The 17,295-nt window shown below is 67.2% G+C and carries 21 protein-coding genes; 12 read left to right on the top strand and 9 right to left on the bottom strand.

What is annotated here, in order from left to right; all coding sequences use genetic code 11:
• Nucleotides 1-47: 47 nt before the first annotated feature.
• Nucleotides 48-878 carry a GNAT family N-acetyltransferase gene (locus M1247_RS11390; protein WP_317156424.1) on the top strand — a complete coding sequence of 277 codons (831 nt, stop codon included), beginning with the start codon at nt 48-50 and terminating at the stop codon, nt 876-878.
• On the opposite strand, the gene M1247_RS11385 is transcribed toward M1247_RS11390, so the two are convergent.
• Genes M1247_RS11385 through M1247_RS11375 form a run of 3 tightly spaced genes read right to left on the bottom strand, consistent with a single transcriptional unit; the run spans nt 875 to nt 2,986 of the window.
• On the bottom strand, nt 875-1,489 hold the full coding sequence (locus tag M1247_RS11385) for a pyridoxamine 5'-phosphate oxidase family protein (protein ID WP_317156423.1): 615 nt from the start codon (nt 1,487-1,489) through the stop codon (nt 875-877). The genes M1247_RS11390 and M1247_RS11385 overlap by 4 nt on opposite strands.
• 28 nt (nt 1,490-1,517) lie before the next feature.
• Nucleotides 1,518-2,612, bottom strand: a complete 1,095-nt coding sequence (gene menE, locus M1247_RS11380; protein ID WP_317156629.1) for an o-succinylbenzoate--CoA ligase — start codon at nt 2,610-2,612, stop codon at nt 1,518-1,520.
• A 41-nt stretch (nt 2,613-2,653) separates the two neighbouring features.
• Nucleotides 2,654-2,986, bottom strand: a complete 333-nt coding sequence (locus M1247_RS11375) for a DUF3349 domain-containing protein (RefSeq protein ID WP_317156422.1) — start codon at nt 2,984-2,986, stop codon at nt 2,654-2,656.
• Nucleotides 2,987-3,259: 273 nt separating this feature from the next.
• Between M1247_RS11375 and M1247_RS11370 the strand changes: the two genes are divergently transcribed.
• Genes M1247_RS11370 through M1247_RS11360 form a run of 3 tightly spaced genes read left to right on the top strand, consistent with a single transcriptional unit; the run spans nt 3,260 to nt 5,148 of the window.
• Entirely contained in the window at nt 3,260-4,513 is a 1,254-nt protein-coding gene (locus M1247_RS11370) for an inorganic phosphate transporter (RefSeq protein ID WP_317156421.1), read from the top strand.
• Between the two features lie 28 nt (nt 4,514-4,541).
• Nucleotides 4,542-4,826, top strand: a complete 285-nt coding sequence (locus M1247_RS11365; RefSeq protein ID WP_317156420.1) for a hypothetical protein — start codon at nt 4,542-4,544, stop codon at nt 4,824-4,826.
• Nucleotides 4,827-4,839: 13 nt separating this feature from the next.
• Nucleotides 4,840-5,148 (top strand): DUF3349 domain-containing protein, encoded by a 309-nt coding sequence (locus tag M1247_RS11360; RefSeq protein WP_317156419.1) that lies wholly within the window; start codon nt 4,840-4,842, stop codon nt 5,146-5,148.
• On the opposite strand, the gene M1247_RS11355 is transcribed toward M1247_RS11360, so the two are convergent.
• Complete coding sequence (locus M1247_RS11355) at nt 5,149-5,532, bottom strand: VOC family protein (RefSeq protein WP_317156418.1); 384 nt, start codon at nt 5,530-5,532, stop codon at nt 5,149-5,151.
• Between the two features lie 48 nt (nt 5,533-5,580).
• Nucleotides 5,581-7,002, bottom strand: coding sequence for a PucR family transcriptional regulator (locus M1247_RS11350; protein ID WP_317156417.1), 1,422 nt, complete (start codon nt 7,000-7,002; stop codon nt 5,581-5,583).
• A 163-nt stretch (nt 7,003-7,165) separates the two neighbouring features.
• Between M1247_RS11350 and M1247_RS11345 the strand changes: the two genes are divergently transcribed.
• Genes M1247_RS11345 through M1247_RS11325 form a run of 5 tightly spaced genes read left to right on the top strand, consistent with a single transcriptional unit; the run spans nt 7,166 to nt 11,922 of the window.
• Nucleotides 7,166-8,647 (top strand): APC family permease, encoded by a 1,482-nt coding sequence (locus M1247_RS11345; RefSeq protein WP_317156416.1) that lies wholly within the window; start codon nt 7,166-7,168, stop codon nt 8,645-8,647.
• Nucleotides 8,640-9,338 carry an SDR family NAD(P)-dependent oxidoreductase gene (locus M1247_RS11340; RefSeq protein ID WP_317156415.1) on the top strand — a complete coding sequence of 233 codons (699 nt, stop codon included), beginning with the start codon at nt 8,640-8,642 and terminating at the stop codon, nt 9,336-9,338. Before M1247_RS11345 ends, M1247_RS11340 begins: the two co-directional genes overlap by 8 nt.
• Entirely contained in the window at nt 9,335-10,093 is a 759-nt protein-coding gene (locus tag M1247_RS11335; protein ID WP_317156414.1) for an SDR family NAD(P)-dependent oxidoreductase, read from the top strand. Before M1247_RS11340 ends, M1247_RS11335 begins: the two co-directional genes overlap by 4 nt.
• Nucleotides 10,094-10,097: 4 nt before the next feature.
• Nucleotides 10,098-11,087, top strand: a complete 990-nt coding sequence (speB, locus tag M1247_RS11330) for an agmatinase (RefSeq protein WP_317156413.1) — start codon at nt 10,098-10,100, stop codon at nt 11,085-11,087.
• Entirely contained in the window at nt 11,077-11,922 is an 846-nt protein-coding gene (locus M1247_RS11325) for a polysaccharide deacetylase family protein (RefSeq protein ID WP_317156412.1), read from the top strand. Before speB ends, M1247_RS11325 begins: the two co-directional genes overlap by 11 nt.
• A gap of 10 nt (nt 11,923-11,932) precedes the next feature.
• On the opposite strand, the gene M1247_RS11320 is transcribed toward M1247_RS11325, so the two are convergent.
• A complete protein-coding gene (locus M1247_RS11320; RefSeq protein ID WP_317156411.1) occupies nt 11,933-12,802 on the bottom strand; it encodes an SDR family oxidoreductase in 870 nt (289 codons plus the stop codon).
• An 88-nt stretch (nt 12,803-12,890) separates the two neighbouring features.
• On the opposite strand from M1247_RS11320, the gene M1247_RS11315 reads away from it, so the two are divergent.
• Both M1247_RS11315 and M1247_RS11310 read left to right on the top strand, forming a co-directional pair.
• Nucleotides 12,891-13,385, top strand: coding sequence for a pyridoxamine 5'-phosphate oxidase family protein (locus M1247_RS11315; RefSeq protein ID WP_317156410.1), 495 nt, complete (start codon nt 12,891-12,893; stop codon nt 13,383-13,385).
• 246 nt (nt 13,386-13,631) lie between these two features.
• Nucleotides 13,632-14,618: a TerC/Alx family metal homeostasis membrane protein gene (locus M1247_RS11310; RefSeq protein ID WP_317156409.1), complete on the top strand. Its 987-nt coding sequence runs from the start codon at nt 13,632-13,634 to the stop codon at nt 14,616-14,618.
• Nucleotides 14,619-14,666: 48 nt separating this feature from the next.
• On the opposite strand, the gene M1247_RS11305 is transcribed toward M1247_RS11310, so the two are convergent.
• Entirely contained in the window at nt 14,667-15,584 is a 918-nt protein-coding gene (locus tag M1247_RS11305; protein WP_317156408.1) for a 1,4-dihydroxy-2-naphthoyl-CoA synthase, read from the bottom strand.
• A gap of 131 nt (nt 15,585-15,715) precedes the next feature.
• Between M1247_RS11305 and M1247_RS11300 the strand changes: the two genes are divergently transcribed.
• Nucleotides 15,716-15,991: a hypothetical protein gene (locus M1247_RS11300; RefSeq protein ID WP_317156628.1), complete on the top strand. Its 276-nt coding sequence runs from the start codon at nt 15,716-15,718 to the stop codon at nt 15,989-15,991.
• Here the strand turns inward: M1247_RS11300 and M1247_RS11295 are convergent, their stop codons facing one another.
• Both M1247_RS11295 and M1247_RS11290 read right to left on the bottom strand, forming a co-directional pair.
• The gene (locus M1247_RS11295) at nt 15,992-16,441 is read right to left on the bottom strand and encodes a nitroreductase family deazaflavin-dependent oxidoreductase (RefSeq protein ID WP_317156407.1); all 450 of its coding nucleotides are present in this window, start codon (nt 16,439-16,441) and stop codon (nt 15,992-15,994) included.
• Between the two features lie 9 nt (nt 16,442-16,450).
• Nucleotides 16,451-17,134, bottom strand: coding sequence for an HAD family hydrolase (locus M1247_RS11290; protein WP_317156406.1), 684 nt, complete (start codon nt 17,132-17,134; stop codon nt 16,451-16,453).
• Nucleotides 17,135-17,295 lie beyond the last annotated feature (161 nt).

Below are 17,295 nucleotides of genomic sequence, written 5' to 3'. Positions count from 1 at the left end.
TGCGGGCCCCCATGTTTCGGTCACGCCCGTCCGGGCACACTATCCAGGTGAACTCGGAACAGCTGTTTTGCGGTACCGCGCTGGCCCGTCGTATCGAGGAGGCTGAGGCACAGCTGATCGTGGCGGCGGCGACAGCGTCGCGCAGCCGGGGCGCGGAAGGTCTGGTGTTGCCGGTTGCCGGGGGTTTTGCGTGCTTCGTCGAGGGCGGTTCGCCGATGAACAAGGTTGTCGGGTTGGGTTTCGGTGGTGTGCCCGACGAGGCGGTGCTCGGTGAGGTCGAGCGGGCGATGGCCGCGCGCAACGCCGCCACCCAGGTGGAATTGGCCAATCTCGCCGACCCCGAGATCGCGGCGATGCTGTCCGGCCGCGGCTACCGGCTGGTCGCGTTCGAGAATGTGCTGGGCCGGTCAGTCGTTCCCGGCGCCCAACCCGAGGCGCCGGCAGGCGTGGAGATCCGCCGGGCCGATGACCTCAACGCCTGGGTCGATGTGGTGGTGGCGGGCTTCGCGCATCCGGACGGCGAGGGTGTCACCAGTCATGAGGAGTTCCCCAAGGACGTGATCGAACGCGCCGAACGCGATGTCGAGAAGGCCGGTGCCACCCCGTACATCGCCCTGTGCGACGGGACGGTCGCCGGTGGCGGCAGTGTCCGCATGACCGGCGGTATCGCCCAACTCACCGGCGCGGCAACGGCTCCGGCGTTCCGGCGTCGCGGTGTGCAGAGCGCATTACTGGCGGCGCGCCTGGAGGATGCCGCCGCGGCCGGCTGCGACATTGCCGTTGTCACCACCGCACCGGGATCGAAATCCCAGCAGAACGTCCAGCGCCAGGGGTTTCAGCTGCTCTACACCCGCGCGGTGTTGGTGAAGTCCATTTAGTACAGCATCTTGCGCAGGCTGTCCTCGGTGTAGTACGCGTCGAGTTCCTGCTGGCTCAGGTCAGGTTTGAACGCTTTGGCCAACTGCGCCACGCTGGGCACCGCGGTCGGATTCCACGTGTCGGGCTTCCAGGCATCGGAACGCAGGAAGGCCTTGGCGCAGTGGAAGAACACCTCTTCGATGTCGATTTCCAGGGCCAGGATCGGCCGCTTGCCATCGACGGTGAGGGCATCGAAATAGTCGGCGTCGGACAGGATCCGGGCCGTTCCGTTGATTCGCAGGGTGTCGCCGCGGCCAGGGATCAGAAACACCGTGCCGACATGTGGGTGCTGCAGCACGTTGAGGTAGCCGTCGACGCGCTTGTTGCCCGGCCGCTCGGGAATGGCGATCGTGGTGTCGTCGATGACGTGCACGAATCCGGGCGGGTCACCTTTGGGCGAGACGTCGACGCGACCGTCACCGTCGGTGGTCGCGATGAAGCACAGCGGTGAGGCGCGCACCCAGTCCTGCTGTACCGCCGACAGGCGCGGGGAGACCTTGTTGGCGACGTACTTGTTGGGGTGCCCGACGATGGCACGCAGCTGTTCCACAGTGGTCACTTGTTGCCGCATGCCCACCATCATGCCTGTACCGCGGAACTCAGCAACTGAATTGTGCGGCCAGTGACCGGCGATCCACCTTGCCGATGCCGCGCCGCGGCAGTTCGTCGACGACGTGGATCTCCCGCGGTGCGGCGGTCGGGGCCAGCGTCTTCGCCACGTGGGCCCTCAGCTCGCCGACGTCGGGTGGCATCGAATCCGGCGCCAGCACCACCGCGGCGGCCACCCGTTGTCCGAGGCGTTCGTCGGGCACCCCGAATACCGCGCATTCGACGATGGCCGGATGTGTGCACAACGCGGTCTCGACCAGTTGCGGTAACACGGTCAGACCGCCGGTGCTGATCGCGTCGTCGATCCGGCCCAGGACCTGCAGCACACCTGAATCCGTCACGGTGCCAAGGTCGTCGGTGCGGAACCAGCCCGGCTCGGCGAACGGGTCGGGGATGATCGGGTTGCGATATCCCTTGGCCACCGTCGCACCGCCCAGGATGATGCGCGAATTCTCGATCCGCACCGCCACCCCGTCCAGCGCAACGCCGTCGTACACGCACCCGCCCGCGGTTTCGCTCATGCCGTAGGTGCGTACCACCGGTATTTCCGCGTCGGCAGCTCGCTCGGCCACCCCGGCGGGCATCGGTCCGCCGCCGATCAGCACGGCGTCGAGCTCGGCCAGTGCGGCGGTCGCCGCCGGATCGCGCAGTGCCTTGTCCAGCTGGGTTGCCACCAGTGACGCGTAGCGCCGACCGGAACCCAAAGCGGCGATCGCCGAAGGTAATTCAGCGATGTCGAACGAGGGAGAGATCGTGACGGGGGAGGTGCCCGCGACGACGCTGCGCACCAGCACCTGCAGCCCGGCGACGTGATAGGCGGGCAGCGCCAGCAGCCACCGGCCGTCACCGCCGAGCCGTCGGTGCGTGGCAACGGCGCTGGCGGTCAACGCCGCAGCGGTCAGCATCGCGCCTTTGGGGGTGCCGGTGGTGCCGGAGGTAGACACCACCACCGCGACGTCATCGTCGATCTCGGATCCCGCGCGTAATGCCGTTGTGAGCAGCGTGCTCTGGCGTTCATCGTCGGCGGGAACCGGCAGGATCGCGGTGGCCCGCCCGGCAAGCAGGTCATCGAGGACCCCCAGCAGCGACGGCACCGACGATCCGACAGCGACGGGGCGCAGGATGGCTATGTCGGCCCCCCGGTTTCGCGCGGCTCGTCCCCGCCGCTCTCGGCGTCGCGCGGGTCGTCCAGCGGCCAGCCTTTCGCGGCAAGACGTTCGCGCACCCGCTCGACGTCCTCGGACCGGGGCAGCTCGTCGGTGATCTGGGTGATCAGCACACCGATGTCGATGTGATCGAATTCGCCGCGGTCGATGAGATCCTGCGAGACGGCCTTGACCTCATCGTTGGTGAGGCGACGGGTCAGCAGGGCAAGCAACGGCACGCGGTCGGGACCCGGCACGCCCTCCGGGTAACCGGCATTCAGCCAGGCCGCGATCTTGGCCAGAAATGCGTTCACTGCGCCAACTCCTGATTGCAACCGAGTGGGTAATCCGGGTCACGACTGCACCGGTGTCTGCCTAGATGGTAGTGCCGGTCCGCCGTGTCCCGGCTCGCAGTGAACCTAGCCGTTGTCCGGACCCGGGGCCTCACGGGCGGCGAACAGGTCGGGGCGCGAAGATGAACACTGAATGAACTCATGTCGAGGGTTTCTGAATTGCCTGATGGGGGGCGCCGATTAGGTGGTCTACCGGCTGGTCAAAAGCGACCGGTGTCCACCAGAATTAGCGGTATGAGCGCAGAGCTGGTCATCTTGGTGCTGCTGATAGCAACGGCACTTGCTTTCGACTTCACCAACGGCTTTCACGACACCGGCAATGCGATGGCCACGTCGATCGCCACGCGTGCGCTCAAGCCCAAGACCGCGGTCCTGCTCGCGGGCGTGCTGAACCTGGTCGGCGCGTTCCTCTCGGTGGAGGTCGCCCTCACCGTGACGACATCGGTGCTCAAGATCCAGGACAGCAAGACGGGCACCCTGCTGCCCGACATCGACGCGTCGACGGGGCTGACGATCATCTTTGCCGGCCTGATCGGCGGCATCCTGTGGAACCTGCTGACGTGGCTGTTCGGTATCCCGTCGAGCTCCTCGCACGCGCTCTTCGGTGGCCTGATCGGCGCCGGCCTGGCCGCGATCGGCCTGGCGGGGGTCAACTGGTCCGGGGTCACCCAGAAAGTGCTGGTCCCCGCGGTGGCCGCACCGCTGATCGCAGGCCTGGTCGCCTGCTGCGGTACCTGGCTGGTCTACCGCATCACCCGCAACGTCGCGAAGAAGAACCGCGAGCAGGGCTTCCGCTGGGGCCAGATCGCCACCGCGTCCCTGGTCGCGCTCTCGCACGGCACCAACGACGCGCAGAAGACCATGGGCGTGATCGCGCTCGCCCTCATCACCACCGGGCACCTCACCGGTGACGTCAAGGAGAACGGCCTGCCGTTCTGGATCATCTTCAGCTGTGCGCTGGCGATCGGTCTCGGCACCTACCTCGGCGGTTGGCGCGTCATCCGCACTCTCGGCAAGGGACTGGTGGAAATCGAGTCGCCGCAGGGCCTGGCCGCCGAAGCCTCCTCGGCCGCGATCATTCTGAGCTCCAGTGCTGCGGGCATGGCGCTGTCGACCACCCACGTCGCCACCGGCTCGATCCTGGGCAGCGGTGTCGGCAAGCCCGGCGCCGAGGTGCGCTGGGCAGTGGCCGGCCGCATGGCGCTGGCCTGGTTGGTCACCCTGCCGGCCGCGGGACTCGTTGGCGCCCTGTCATTCTGGCTGTCCCACGGTGTCGCCAGCTTCACCACACCGCTGGTCGGTGACGGCCTGATCTTCCTCATCCTGGTGGGCCTGTCGTTCTACATGTGGTGGCGGGCACAGCAGCAGAAGGTGGACAGCTCAAACGTCAACGCCGACTGGGACGGCTCGACCAACTCGGTCGTGCCCGCCGAGGTCCGGGAGGCCACCAAGTCCACCACGTCCGCTTCGGACACCGCCGCAGTCTGATCGCCGTACAGACCAAAAGGATTCGCTGATGACATATCTGGAAGCCGTCTTCAAGGTGTTGGTGGTGGGGCTGATCCTCGGCGCCGGACTGCCCGCGATGTTCGCGGCCGGGCTGGTGTCCTACTCCCGCGGCGGCGGTGGCGCCAACGCTGATGGCACCGCAAACGCACCGAACCCGGCGCTGAGGTTCCTCGGCGTGCTCCTGTTCACCATCGTGGGCGCGGTGATCGTGCTCGCGATCCTGTGGATCACCCGGACCACGATTATCCACCACACCGGCGTGGACCTGTTCCCCTTCCTGGCCAAGAAGTGAGCTGAGGCGGCACATGACTGAAAACTCGAGCTTTTTGGACAGCGTGCTGGGATGGCTGCACCGGGGCTACCCCGAGGGTGTGCCGCCGACGGACTACTTCCCGCTCCTGGCGCTGCTGAAGCGGTCGCTGTCCGAGGAGGAGGTCATCAAGGCCGCACAGACCGTCCTGCGGGCCAACGACGGTGACACCCCGGTCACCGACGCGGAGATCAGCGAGGCCGTGCATCAGGTCATCGCAAAGGAACCCAATCCCGAAGAGATCCAGCAGGTTGCGGCCCGGTTGGCCTCGGTGGGCTGGCCGCTGGCGGCCACGGCGCACTGACTAGTCACGGGTGTCGCGGCGCAGCGGATGCGTCGCGGGCACCTGGACGAAGATCAGCGTGACGCCGTCAGGGTCGGTCACCTGCATCTCGTGCAGGCCCCACGGCTCCTGGGTGGCGGCCCGCGCGATCGGCACGCCGCGGCCTTCCAGCTCGGACTGGGTGGCGTAGACGTCGCGCACCTGCAACCACAGGGCGCCGGGAAACGTACCGGACTCGGTGGGGCTGTGGTGCCCGGCGATCTCGATCAACGATTGCCCGGCGTAAAACACTGTGCCCGCGCCATATTCACGGGCAATGGCCAGTCCGATCCCGTCGCGGTAGAACGCCAGCGATTTCGGGTAATCGACCGGCCGGATCAGCATCCTGCTGGCCAGGATCTCCATGGTGCCTGTCTACCACCGCTCGCGGCCGGGGCCGGGCCGCGACACGGATCAGTCCGCGCGGCCCGCGAGGCGGCGCGCCCGGTCACTGGCCCGTAAACCGATGGCGAACGCAGTCTGATCGTCGAAGGCCAGCGGGTTGCGGCCGGTGATCTCGTGGACGCGCGACAGCCGGTGCCGCACGGTGTTGGTGTGCAGAAACAGCTCCCGGGCGGTGTCGACGAGTGAGCCGTTGGTGCTCAGGAACGTCCGCAGGGTGCGGATGTGTTGGGTGCCGCGGTCGCGGTCGATCTCCTCCAACGGGTCGATGAGCTGGTGTTTGAACGGCGCGAGCCGGTTGAGTGGAAGCCCTTCGAGCAGGCTGTCGAAGGTGCTCAGCTGATCGGGTCCGACGCTGCCGCCGTGCTGTTGGGCCAGATCCAGGGCGATGCGGGCCTGGGTGATCGCCGAGCCCAGCTCGGCGAGCGGGCCGGGCGCGGAATGTCCCGATGGCAGTGACAGCTCGGCGGCGATACCGGCGAGTGGATCGGCGCCGCTGGTCAGCACCAGGCAGACCTCGGGTGCGTCCCCGATGAGCGCGTCGGGCAACGCCATCGACAGCAGCGCGCCTGCACCCGCGGGCCAGGCCGAGCAGGCCAGCTCGCCGGCGGTCATGGCAGGCCAGTCCAGCAGTTGGCTCAACGCGTCGGGCAGCAGCATGCGTCGCTCCACCAGTGAGAGCAGCTGCCCGACGCGCTCGCGGGACAACGCCGATTCGATATCGCGTTCGCCCTGCGCGGCCAGCACGAACCGGGCGATCATGTCCAGCAGCGCGGGTTCGGGCGGGTCACCCCGGCCCACCCACACCAGCGCGCCGAGCCCGTCGACCGGGACGGTCACCGCGGCGGGATCGGGTATGGAATCGGGTTCGAGCAGGAAGTAACAGCCCAGTACCCGCCCGGCCCGGTCGAGCAGCTGGCGCACTGACTCGCGCCGCCGTTGAGACGAGAGCATCTCGGGCACAAGGGTATTGGTGGCCCGGGCGACGGCTATTTCGCCGCCGAACTGAAAGTCGGCGACGAAGCGGCTCACGGTGGCGAACGGCACATCGGGCGGGGCGATCAGGATGGGCAGGCCGTGGGTGCTACACGCGGCGATCAGCGGCTCCGGGACGGTGTCGTGCACGTCGCCGGTGCCGAAGCACAGTCCCGCCGCACCGGAGCCACACAACGACTCGACGAACTGCCCGCAGTCGTGCGCGGTCTGCAGGCTGATCCCGACCGTGCAGACCAGCTCCCCGCCCCGCAGATAACGCGACGGATCACGCAGCTCGGTGGTGTGCACCCAGCTGATCGGCCGGTCGAGGTCACCGGCGAGGTCATCGGGCGCGAGCAGGCCCAGATCGGACCCGAGCAGATCTCGCAGCGTCGGCGCCACATCGGTGCGGTCGGGGTCCTCGGCGGCCGGCACGTCGCTGCGGTGCGGCTCGATCATGAGCCGAGCGTAACGCCGTCGTCACCGCAGTGCCGGTGTCCGTTGTTGGATCCTCCAACGTCGGGGTGGGGTGACGGTGTGTTCGCAGCGTCTTCGCCCTGAACGCTTGGCGTCGGCACGGCCCGAGCGTGATAGTTCCTCCAACGAATCAAGGGAGTGCACGATGACATCATTGCCACCCGAGGCTGACGAAGCGCAGGTGCTGCGGCGGGAGTTCTCGCTGTGGTCGGCGTTCGCGTTCGCTTTCGCGTTCATCTCACCGATCGTCGCGTTGTACGGCATTTTCGGTCTCGCGTTGTCGGCAGCGGGACCGAGTTTCTGGTGGGGTTTTGCGCTGGTGTTCGGCGGCCAGCTGCTGGTCGCGCTGGTGTTCGCGATGCTGGTGTCGCGCTGGCCGCTGGAGGGTTCGATCTACCAGTGGTCACGCCGGCTGCTGGGCACGTCCTACGGCTGGTTCGCGGGTTGGGTCTACATGTGGACACTGGTGATCGCGATGGCCACCGTGGCGCTCGGCGCCGCGGGGTTCGTGGCGAACATCGTCGGTATCGAGGCCCCCTCGGGGACGACGCTCGCGCTGATCGCGCTGGTCATCCTGCTCGCAGGCACCGGGGTGAATCTGACCGGGCGCCAGGCGCTGAAGATCTTCATGATGGCCAGCATCCTCGCCGAGGTCATCGGCTCGGTTGTGCTGGGCACCTGGCTGCTGCTGTTCCATCGCGAGAACTCGCTGTCGGTGCTCTTCCAGGGTGGCGGTGGCGAGCTGGACACCTGGGCCTACCTGAGTGGCCCGTTCCTGATGGCGGTGGCCTTCATCGGCTGGTCCTTCGTCGGCTTCGAAAGTGCAGGCTCGATCGCCGAGGAGGTGCACGAGCCGCGCCGCGATCTGCCCAAGGCGGTGCTGTTCTCGTTGGCGTTCATCGCGCTGGTGGTCGCTTACTCGAGCCTGGCGATCATCCTGGCCATCCCGGATCTCGACGCGGTCGCCGCGGGTGCCGTGGACGATCCGGTGTACGAAACCCTCACCGCGGCACTTGGTCACGGCATCGCGAAGCCTGTCGAGGTGCTGTTCGTCATCGGATTCCTGGCCAGCTTCCTGGCACTGCAGACCTCGGCGTCACGGGTTATCTGGGCGTATGCGCGCGACGGTGCACTGCCTGCGGCGCCGGTGCTGGCCCGGTTGCGTGGGTCCGCCCGCATCCCGATGGTCGCCATTCTGATCACCACGGTGGTCGGCGGCGGGCTGTTCCTGCTGTCCATCGTCGCCGGCGACGTCTACTCGCTGATGGTCAACTTCACCGCGGGCGGCTTTTACCTGGCGTTCCTGTTCCCGCTGGTCGGGTTCCTGGTGGTGGTGGTGCGCCGCGCCTGGACGCCCGCGAAGTTCTCGCTGGGCCGCGCGACGCTGCCGGTCGCGGCGGTGGCGGTGGTGTGGGCGGTGCTGCAGTTCCTCAACATCGCCTGGCCGCGACCGGCATTCGAACAGCGCTACCTGGACTGGTCGGTGTGGATTGGCGTGGTCGTGCTGGGGGTGATCGGCCTGGCGATTCTGCTGACGGTCCGACGCCGGATCGTGCCCGTGGCGGTGATCGACGACATCGAAGCGGTCGACGAGGGCGCTGACAGGAAGGTGATCGCGCATGACTGAGACACCGGTTGCCGTCGTCACGGGCGGCGCCAGCGGCATCGGCGCGGCGATCGTCGAGGTGCTCAGACGGCGGGGATACCGGGTCGGCGCGCTGGACCTGTCCGGCCGGGGAGACGCCGATCATGTTCTTGCCGTGGATGTTTCCGACGGCGCAGCGGTTTCGGGTGCAGTGGAAGAGATCCGGCGTGAGCTCGGCCCGGTCAGCGCACTGGTTACGTCGGCGGGGTACTACGAGATGGCGCCGTTCGCCGACATCAGTGCCCAGGCCTGGCAGCGCATGCTGCGGGTGCACCTCGGTGGACTGTTCAACGCCGCGCGGGCCTGCCTGCCCGACATGCTGGAGCGCCGACGCGGGGCCGTGGTCGCCGTGGCCAGCGAACTCGCGATCGGCGGCGGTGAGCACGATGCGCACTACGCCGCGGCGAAAGGGGCGATCATCGGATTGGTGCGCAGCCTGGCCGCCGAGGTCGCCGGTCGTGGGGTCCGGGTCAACGCCGTCGCCCCCGGACCGACCGACACCCCGCTGCTGGCCGCCGATTCACCTTGGCGTGCAACGGATTACCTGGCCACCCTGCCCCTGCGCCGGCTGGCCACCCCGGCCGAGGTGGCGCGCTGCGTGGAGTACCTGGTGTGTGACGCTACGTTCAGCGTCGGTGATGTGGTCAACGTCAATTCGGGAGCGGTGATATGAGCTCGCTGCAAGGACGCGTCGTCCTCGTCACCGGCGCGGCACAGGGGATGGGCGCCGCCCACGCCCGGCGGCTCGCTGCCGACGGTGCGACGGTGGCACTCAACGATATTCGGGCCGACACGCTGGCTGCGCTGGCCGAAGAAATCGGTGGCCTGCCCGCGCCAGGTGACGTCTCCGACCCGGACGCGTGTGCGCGGATCGCCGATGCGGTCGTGGCGGAAACCGGACGCCTCGACGTCCTCGTCGCCAACCACGCCTACATGACGATGGCGCCGCTGCTCGAACACGACGAACAGGACTGGTGGCGCGTTGTCGACACCAACCTCGGTGGCACCTTCCATCTGGTGCAGGCGGTGCTGCCGCATATGCGCCGGCTGGGGGAAGGCCGCATCGTGGTGATCACCAGCGAATGGGGAGTCACCGGCTGGCCGGAGGCCACCGCCTATGCGGCGGCCAAGTCCGGGTTGATCTCCCTGGTAAAGACGCTGGGCCGCGAGCTGGCGCCCGAACGGATCATCGTCAACGCGGTGGCGCCGGGGGTGACCGACACGCCGCAGCTGCAGGTCGACGCCGATGCTGCCGGGGTCGATCTGCCGACCGTGCATGCCCGGTACGCGGAGTCGATCCCATTGGGCCGCATAGGTTCTCCAGAGGAGATCAGCGCCGCGGTGCGGTTGCTGGCCGATTTCGAGGTGGAAGCGATCGTCGGTCAGGTGATCGCCTGCAACGGCGGGTCCACCCGGGCGAGGGCATGAAGTCATGACGGAAGGGGATCAGGTGGAAAGTCAGCCGTACGTGCGGTCGGCGACGGGCAAGCTCGGACAGGTCGACGCGCAGGTGGTGCCGCGGTACGCCGGCATCGCCACATTCGCGCGGCTGCCGCAGCGTCACGAGGTGCCGGACTACGACATCGCGGTGGTGGGGGTGCCGTTCGACAGTGGTGTCACCTACCGGCCGGGCGCCCGCTTCGGACCCGCCGCGATCCGTCAGGCGTCACGCCTGCTCAAGCCCTACCACCCGGCGATGGATGTCAGCCCGTTCGCATCCGCCCAGGTGGTGGACGCGGGCGACATCACGGCCAACCCGTTCGACATCGCCGAGGCGGTGGATCAGGTCCGCGAGGGCATCGCGGGACTGCTGAGTCGGCCCGAGCAACGTGTGGTCGTTCTCGGTGGGGACCACACCATCGCACTGCCGTCACTGCAGGCGATGCACCGGGTGCACGGTCCGGTGGCACTGGTGCATTTCGACGCCCACCTCGACACCTGGGGTCCCTACTTCGGCGCGCCCTGCACCCACGGCACCCCGTTCCGGCAGGCCTCCGAGCAGGGTCTGCTGGTCAAGGACCGCTCCGCGCACATCGGCATCCGAGGCTCGCTCTACGACAAGCAGGACCTGCTCGACGACGAGTCGCTCGGGTTCACGATCGTGCACTGCCGCGATATCGACCGCATCGGCGTCGACGGGGTCATCGAGCGGATACGGGACCGGGTCGGCGAGCATCCGGTGTACGTCTCGATCGATGTCGACGTGCTGGATCCGGCCTTCGCGCCGGGCACCGGCACCCCGGAGATCGGCGGCATGACCAGCCGTGAGCTGGTCGCGGTGCTGCGTGCGATGCGCGGCATGCACATCGTGGGAGCCGACGTGGTGGAGGTGGCGCCCGCCTACGACAGCGGTGAGGTCACTGCGGTGGCCGCGGCCAACCTCGGCTATGAGCTCATTACCCTGATGGCCGATGACCACTGAGTTTTCCTGGCCTTCGGGCAGATCCGCGGCCGCGGCGTTCACGTTCGATGTGGATGCCGAGTCGGCGGTGCTGTGGGGCAACGAGGCTGCCGCGGCCCGGATGAGCGTGATGTCCCACCAGGCCTACGGCCCGTTGGTGGGCATCCCGCGCATCCTGGATCTGCTGGAGCGGCACCAGATTTCGTCGACGTTCTTCGTGCCCGGCCACACTGCGCACCGGTACCCGCAGGCAGTGCGGGCCATCGTGGCCGCCGGGCACGAGATCGCCCATCACGGATATCTGCACGAGCAACCCACCGCGCTGAGCCTCGACGAGGAGATCGAGGCACTCGACCGTGGGCTGGAGGCCCTGGCCGAGGTCGCCGGGGTGCGGCCGGTCGGCTACCGCGCGCCGATGTGGGATTTGTCCTGGCGCACACCGGGATTACTGGCCGAACGAGGATTTCTCTACGACTCCAGCCTGATGGACGCCGACCACCCCTACGAGCTCGCGGTCGGGTCTGGGTCGCTGGTGGAGATTCCGATCCAATGGGCGCTCGACGATTGGGAGCAATACTGCTACCTGCCCGACATCGCAGGCAGCGGACTGATCGAAAGCCCACGCAAGGCGCGGGAACTGTGGCAGTTGGAGTTCGCTGCGCTGCGCCGGGCCGGCGCGTGCTGGGTGCTGACCAATCACCCGTTCCTGTCCGGGCGGGCATCACGGGCCGCCGAACTCGACGACCTGATGCGCTATGTGCTCGACCACTCCGACGTGTGGACCACGAATCTCGGTGCCATCGCCAAGCACGTCCGGTCGCTGGCGTTGACCCCGCGCAGCATCACCCGGCCCTGAAATCTGAAATCTACGTCGGCTGAACTCGCTGACGTTTCATCACCGCGTCGACCAGGCCGGGCGCCACGCTGTTGATGGCCTTGGCCGTCACCGCCATGCGCGGCGCGATCTGGACCGGGCGGGTGCGGGCCGCGGTGACCATCCAGTCGGCAGCCTCTCCCGCGCTCAACCCGGGGAGTCCGTCGTAGGCGCGGGTCGGCGCGATCATCGGGGTTTTGACCAGTGGGTAGTACAGCGTGGTGGAGTGCACGCCCTGGGCCGCCCATTCGGTTTCGATGACCCGGCTGACCGCGGCCAGCGCGGCCTTCGACGCGTTGTAGACCGAGAACAGCGGGGAGGACTCGTTCATCACGCCCCAGGTGGCGACGTTGATGATGTGCCCGTCTTTGCGCTCGCGCATCCCGGGCGCGAGCCCGCGGATCAGTCGCAGCGGCGAGTAGTAGTTCAGCGTCATGGTGCGCTCGACGTCGTGCCAGCGCTCGAGTGATTCGGCCAGCGGCCGACGGATCGAGCGGCCGGCGTTGTTGATCAGGATGTCGACCCCGCCCAAGTCGTGCTCCACCTTGTCGACCAACGCATCGATCGCGTCCAGGTCAGACAGGTCGACGGCGTGGGCACGCGCGTCCCCGCCGGCGGCCCTGATCCGTGCGACGAGGTCGTCGAGCAGCTCCTGACGGCGGGCCACGGCCACCACGGTGGCGCCCTTGGCCGCCAGCTTCTCGGCGGCGGCTTCGCCGATACCCGAGGAAGCCCCGGTCAGCAGGATGCGCTTGCCTGCCATGTCGATGTCGTCGCGGGCACCGAGCCGTTCGGTCAGCGGGGGCCGCATGCTGGTCAGCAGCAGCTGATCGGACAGCCGCCGCAGCGGGCTTTTACTCATGTGGCGAGTTTAGGTGGCCTAGATTTCCACCCGCAGCGCGTCGACGCGCCAGCGATGAGTCGGCGTCCTCGGCAGAGTCAGTACCGATATGACGATTCCCGGCACCCTTGACCAGCGATTCAGCGAGGCCACCGAACCGGCCGACTGGCAGACCGTGACGACCGCGCTCACCAGCGCCGAGCTCTACTGGCTGACCACGGTGCGCGCTGACGGCCGCCCACATGTCACGCCGTTGGTGGGGGTGTGGACCGACGGCACGTTCGTCTTCTGCACCGGCCTCTCTGAGCAGAAGGCCCGCAATCTCGAGCATGGTGCGTCCGTCGCCGTCACCACCGGCGTCAACACGTGGAATACCGGGCTCGACGTCATTGTCGAGGGGAACGCCGATCGTGTCACCGGGCAGGCTACGCTGACCGGCCTTGCCGACGACTACCGGCAGAAGTACGGCGACGATTGGGATTTCGATGCCGACGCGGAGGTGTTCGATCCCGATGGCACACGTGCGTACGTGTTCAGGGTGACGCCGGCCAAGATTCTGGCCTTCGCCAAGTCGCCACACGGTCAGACCCGGTTCCGCCCCTGAGTCTGGGAGATTCCTGTCTGCCTCCTGAGAACCCTTAGGTGGCAACGCTTTCGCGATCGGCAGTCGATTGGCAGCGTTCTGCTCGGCGGACTATAGTTTTGCGAGTTCGTGGAGGGGAGTATTCCTCGCGCGGCATCGTCGTCATCACGGAAGGCCCCTTGGCCGTCCCGGCGGTGCCGGTCCCGGCCGAGGCCGCGGGCGGAAGAGACCTCCGGACAGTTGCCTTGTGCCGTCCGGAGGTTGATCGTGGTTTCTGTTGTCTCCCCGCTCGTTTGGGCCATCACCGTGGTGGTGTTGCTCGCGATCATCGTGCTCGATCTCGTCGTGATCGCCCGACGGCAACGGACTGTCACCACCAGGGACGCGGTGCGGTGGGTGCTCGTCTACATCGGGCTGGCCGGCCTGTTCGCCGCGGGTTTGTTCATTTTCCTGCCGGGGACGGCGGGGCAGGAGTTTCTCGCGGGTTACATCACCGAATACAGCCTGAGCGTGGACAACCTGTTCGTGTTCATGATCATCATGGCCCGTTTCTCGGTGCCTGCCCTGGCGCAGGACAAGGTGCTCTACATCGGGATCGTGCTGTCACTGGTGTTACGCGCCGTCTTCATCTTCGCCGGGGCCGCGGCCATCGCGGCCGCGAGCTGGGTGTTCTACATCCTCGGCGGGTTCCTCGTCTACACCGCGATCCAGCTGGCACTCGAGGACTCCGACGAGGAGCCCGACTTCCACCACAACCCCGTACTGCGGTTCCTGCACCGGATCCTGCCGATCAGTGAGGATTACGACGGCCGCAGGCTGCTGACCCGCGTCGACAAGAAGCGCATGCTCACGCCGCTGGTGATCGTCATCGCGGCGATCGGCATGGCCAACGTGGTCTTCGCGCTGGACTCGATCCCGGCGATCTTCGGGCTCACCAGTGACGCCTACATCATCTTCACGGCCAACGCGCTGGCCCTGATGGGGCTGCGGCAGCTCTACTTCCTGATCGAGGGCCTACTCGAGAAGGTGGTGTATCTCAGCAAGGGCCTGTCGGTCATCCTCGGCTTCATCGGTCTCAAGCTCATCATCGAAGCGCTGCACGGCTCGCACCTCGACGAGTTCGGATCGTTCCACCTGCCCGAGATCGGCACCGTGACGTCGCTGCTGTTCATCGTCGCCACGCTCACCGTCACCACGGTGGTCAGCCTGATGAAGACCAACCGAGACGTGCGCCGCGCCGCCGAAGCCGAGTGATTTGTGGAGTTTTACCCGTGCTGGCCGCGGCTAAAACTCCACAAATCACTAGTAGTACCGCGGGAAATCGCTCCAGTCCGGGTCCCGCTTCTGCAGGAACGCGTCGCGGCCCTCCACGGCTTCGTCGGTCATGTACGCCAATCGTGTTGCCTCACCGGCGAATACCTGTTGTCCGACCAGGCCGTCATCGATCAGGTTGAAGGAGAACTTGAGCATCCGGACCGCCTGTGGCGACTTGCCGTTGATCTCCGCGGCCCACTGCAGCGCCTCGGCTTCCAGGTTCGCATGGTCGACGACCTCGTTCACCGCACCCATGGCCTTCATCGTTTCGGCGTCGTATGTGCGGCCGAGGAAGAAGATCTCGCGGGCGAACTTCTGCCCGGCCTGCCGCGCCAGATACGCACTGCCGAAGCCGCCGTCGAAGCTGCCGACATCGGCGTCGGTCTGCTTGAACCGGGCATGCTCACGGCTGGCCAGGGTCAGGTCGCAGGTCACATGCAGGCTGTGCCCGCCACCGGCCGCCCAGCCGTTGACCAGACAGATCACCACTTTCGGCATGAACCGGATCAACCGCTGCACCTCCAGGATGTGCAACCGGCCTGCGCGGGCGGCGTCGACGGTCTCCGCGGTTTCCCCGCTCGCGTACTGGTATCCGGTGCGCCCACGGATGCGTTGATCCCCACCCGAGCAGAACGCCCAGCCGCCGTCTTTGGGGGACGGGCCGTTGCCGGTCAAGAGGATCACGCCCACATCCGATGACATGCGGGCGTGGTCGAGCACCCGGTACAGCTCATCGACAGTGTGCGGCCGAAACGCGTTGCGCACCTCGGGTCGGTCGAAGGCCACCCGCACGGTCGGCTGTTTGACACCGTCGGCGATGTGACGGTGATAGGTGATGTCGGTCAAATCTTCGAAGCCGGCCACCGGCTTCCAGATTGCTGGATCGAACGGATTGTCAGCGCTCACCTGCTTGACTGTAGAACGGCGGCATGGCGGCGTTTGTCCGGCACCGTCGGATCGAGGTTTCGGAAGCAACACCGGAGGGTATGAAGCGGCGCGATGGTGCGTACCACGCGCCACGAACAGAGAGGGCCACGATGCGGCGGTCAGCAGGTGTGTTGTTTGCGGGGTTGGTTGCGGGCGCGATGCTCGTCGGTTGTTCCCCCAGTGTGACGGGCGGCGACACCGCGTGTGAGGACTTCATCGGCCAGGACGAGAAGACGCAGAACGACGCAGTAGCCAAGATGCTGAAAGACGAGAAGGGCGCCGACGCGACCCAGCTTGAGATCACCGGCACCCGGCTGTCGGTGCAGACGTTCTGTCAGACGGCGGGCAAGCAGGACAGCAAGATCAAGGAGGCCCCGCACCTGTAGTCAGACAGGGTCGAGCCGGAAGACCGGGCAGCGGCCGGCCAGTGCTTCGAACTCATCGGGATTCGGTCCGGTGACCAGGCCTGCGTTCTTCATGAAGCCCACTCCGGTGGGCACCAGGACGGGGAACTGCCGGAGCAACGGCCGGGCCTGCTCGGTGGGGATTTCCACCATGCGTACGCGCTGGGCCCGGCGGCCCTGGTTCAGGGTCGCCTCGCCGGCGGCGCGGGCGTTGGCGGCCCAGTCTCCGCCGGGCAGTCCGCCGACGACGTAACGCCGGCCGTCCACGGTCATGGGTGTGACCGGTGTCGACCGGGGTTTGCCGGATTTGCGGCCGACCACGGTCAACACCACCGGTCCTTTGCCGCCGCCCACACCGAGCTTGTTGAGCCCGATCATCACTTTGTTGACGTACTTGAGCCACCACGGCGGACGGATGCGTTCCTGGGCCATGAACGGAGCCTATGCTCGGAGACCGAATCTTGACAGCGCCGTCACCAGCCCGTCGGGCCGCTCGGCGGTGGGCAGCGGGTCGACCAGCGCGAAACCACATCCCAGCGCCTCTGCGCCGCCGTCGGCCTCCTCGCTGTCGCCGACCATCAGCGCGTCCTGCGGGGTGACCCCCAGCCGGTCGAGCGCGGACCGGAAGATCGCGGGATCCGGCTTGACCGCACCCACCTCGAACGACAGCACAAACTCGTCGACCTCTGCTCCGGCGGCGTGGAACGCCGGCCGGATGTCGAACGAGATATTGGACACGACAGCGGTTTTCACCCCGCGCGCTCGCAGGCCGGCCAGCACACTCACGGTGTCGGGGTAGGCGGTCCAGCTGCCCGGGTCGATCACCCGGGCGTAGAGCTCCTCGGCGTGATGATCGGCGAGCCCGGATTCGCGCAGCACATGCAGGTAGGCCTCGCGGTGCAGATGCGGGGCCAGGTCGCGGTTGACCCAGGCATGGTACTGCTCATCGGACATCTCGACGGACCGGCCGGTCGGTGCGGTGAGCCGGCGCATCAGCTCGGCCTGCACATGACCGTCGACCTCACGTTCGTCGACAGCCATCCCGGCAAACCAGCTTTCGTCCTCTTCAAGACGGAACAGGGTCCCGGAAAAGTCGAACAACACCGCTTTCGCCATGACAACCATGTTACGAATACCTGCCAACAATTCCGGGACGTTGCGTAAAGGGCTCTACAGCAAGCGCATTGGCGGACATGTCCGTCAACTGCCCGATGGTCCCATGGCATCGGAGGTCGATAACGTAGGCCGATGAGCCCGCAGGACGACGCCACGCAGGTCCGGGGCGT

This window comes from Mycobacterium appelbergii (assembly GCF_032883035.1).
Lineage (GTDB): Bacteria > Actinomycetota > Actinomycetes > Mycobacteriales > Mycobacteriaceae > Mycobacterium > Mycobacterium appelbergii.
This window is presented reverse-complemented; position numbering and strand designations above follow the sequence as displayed.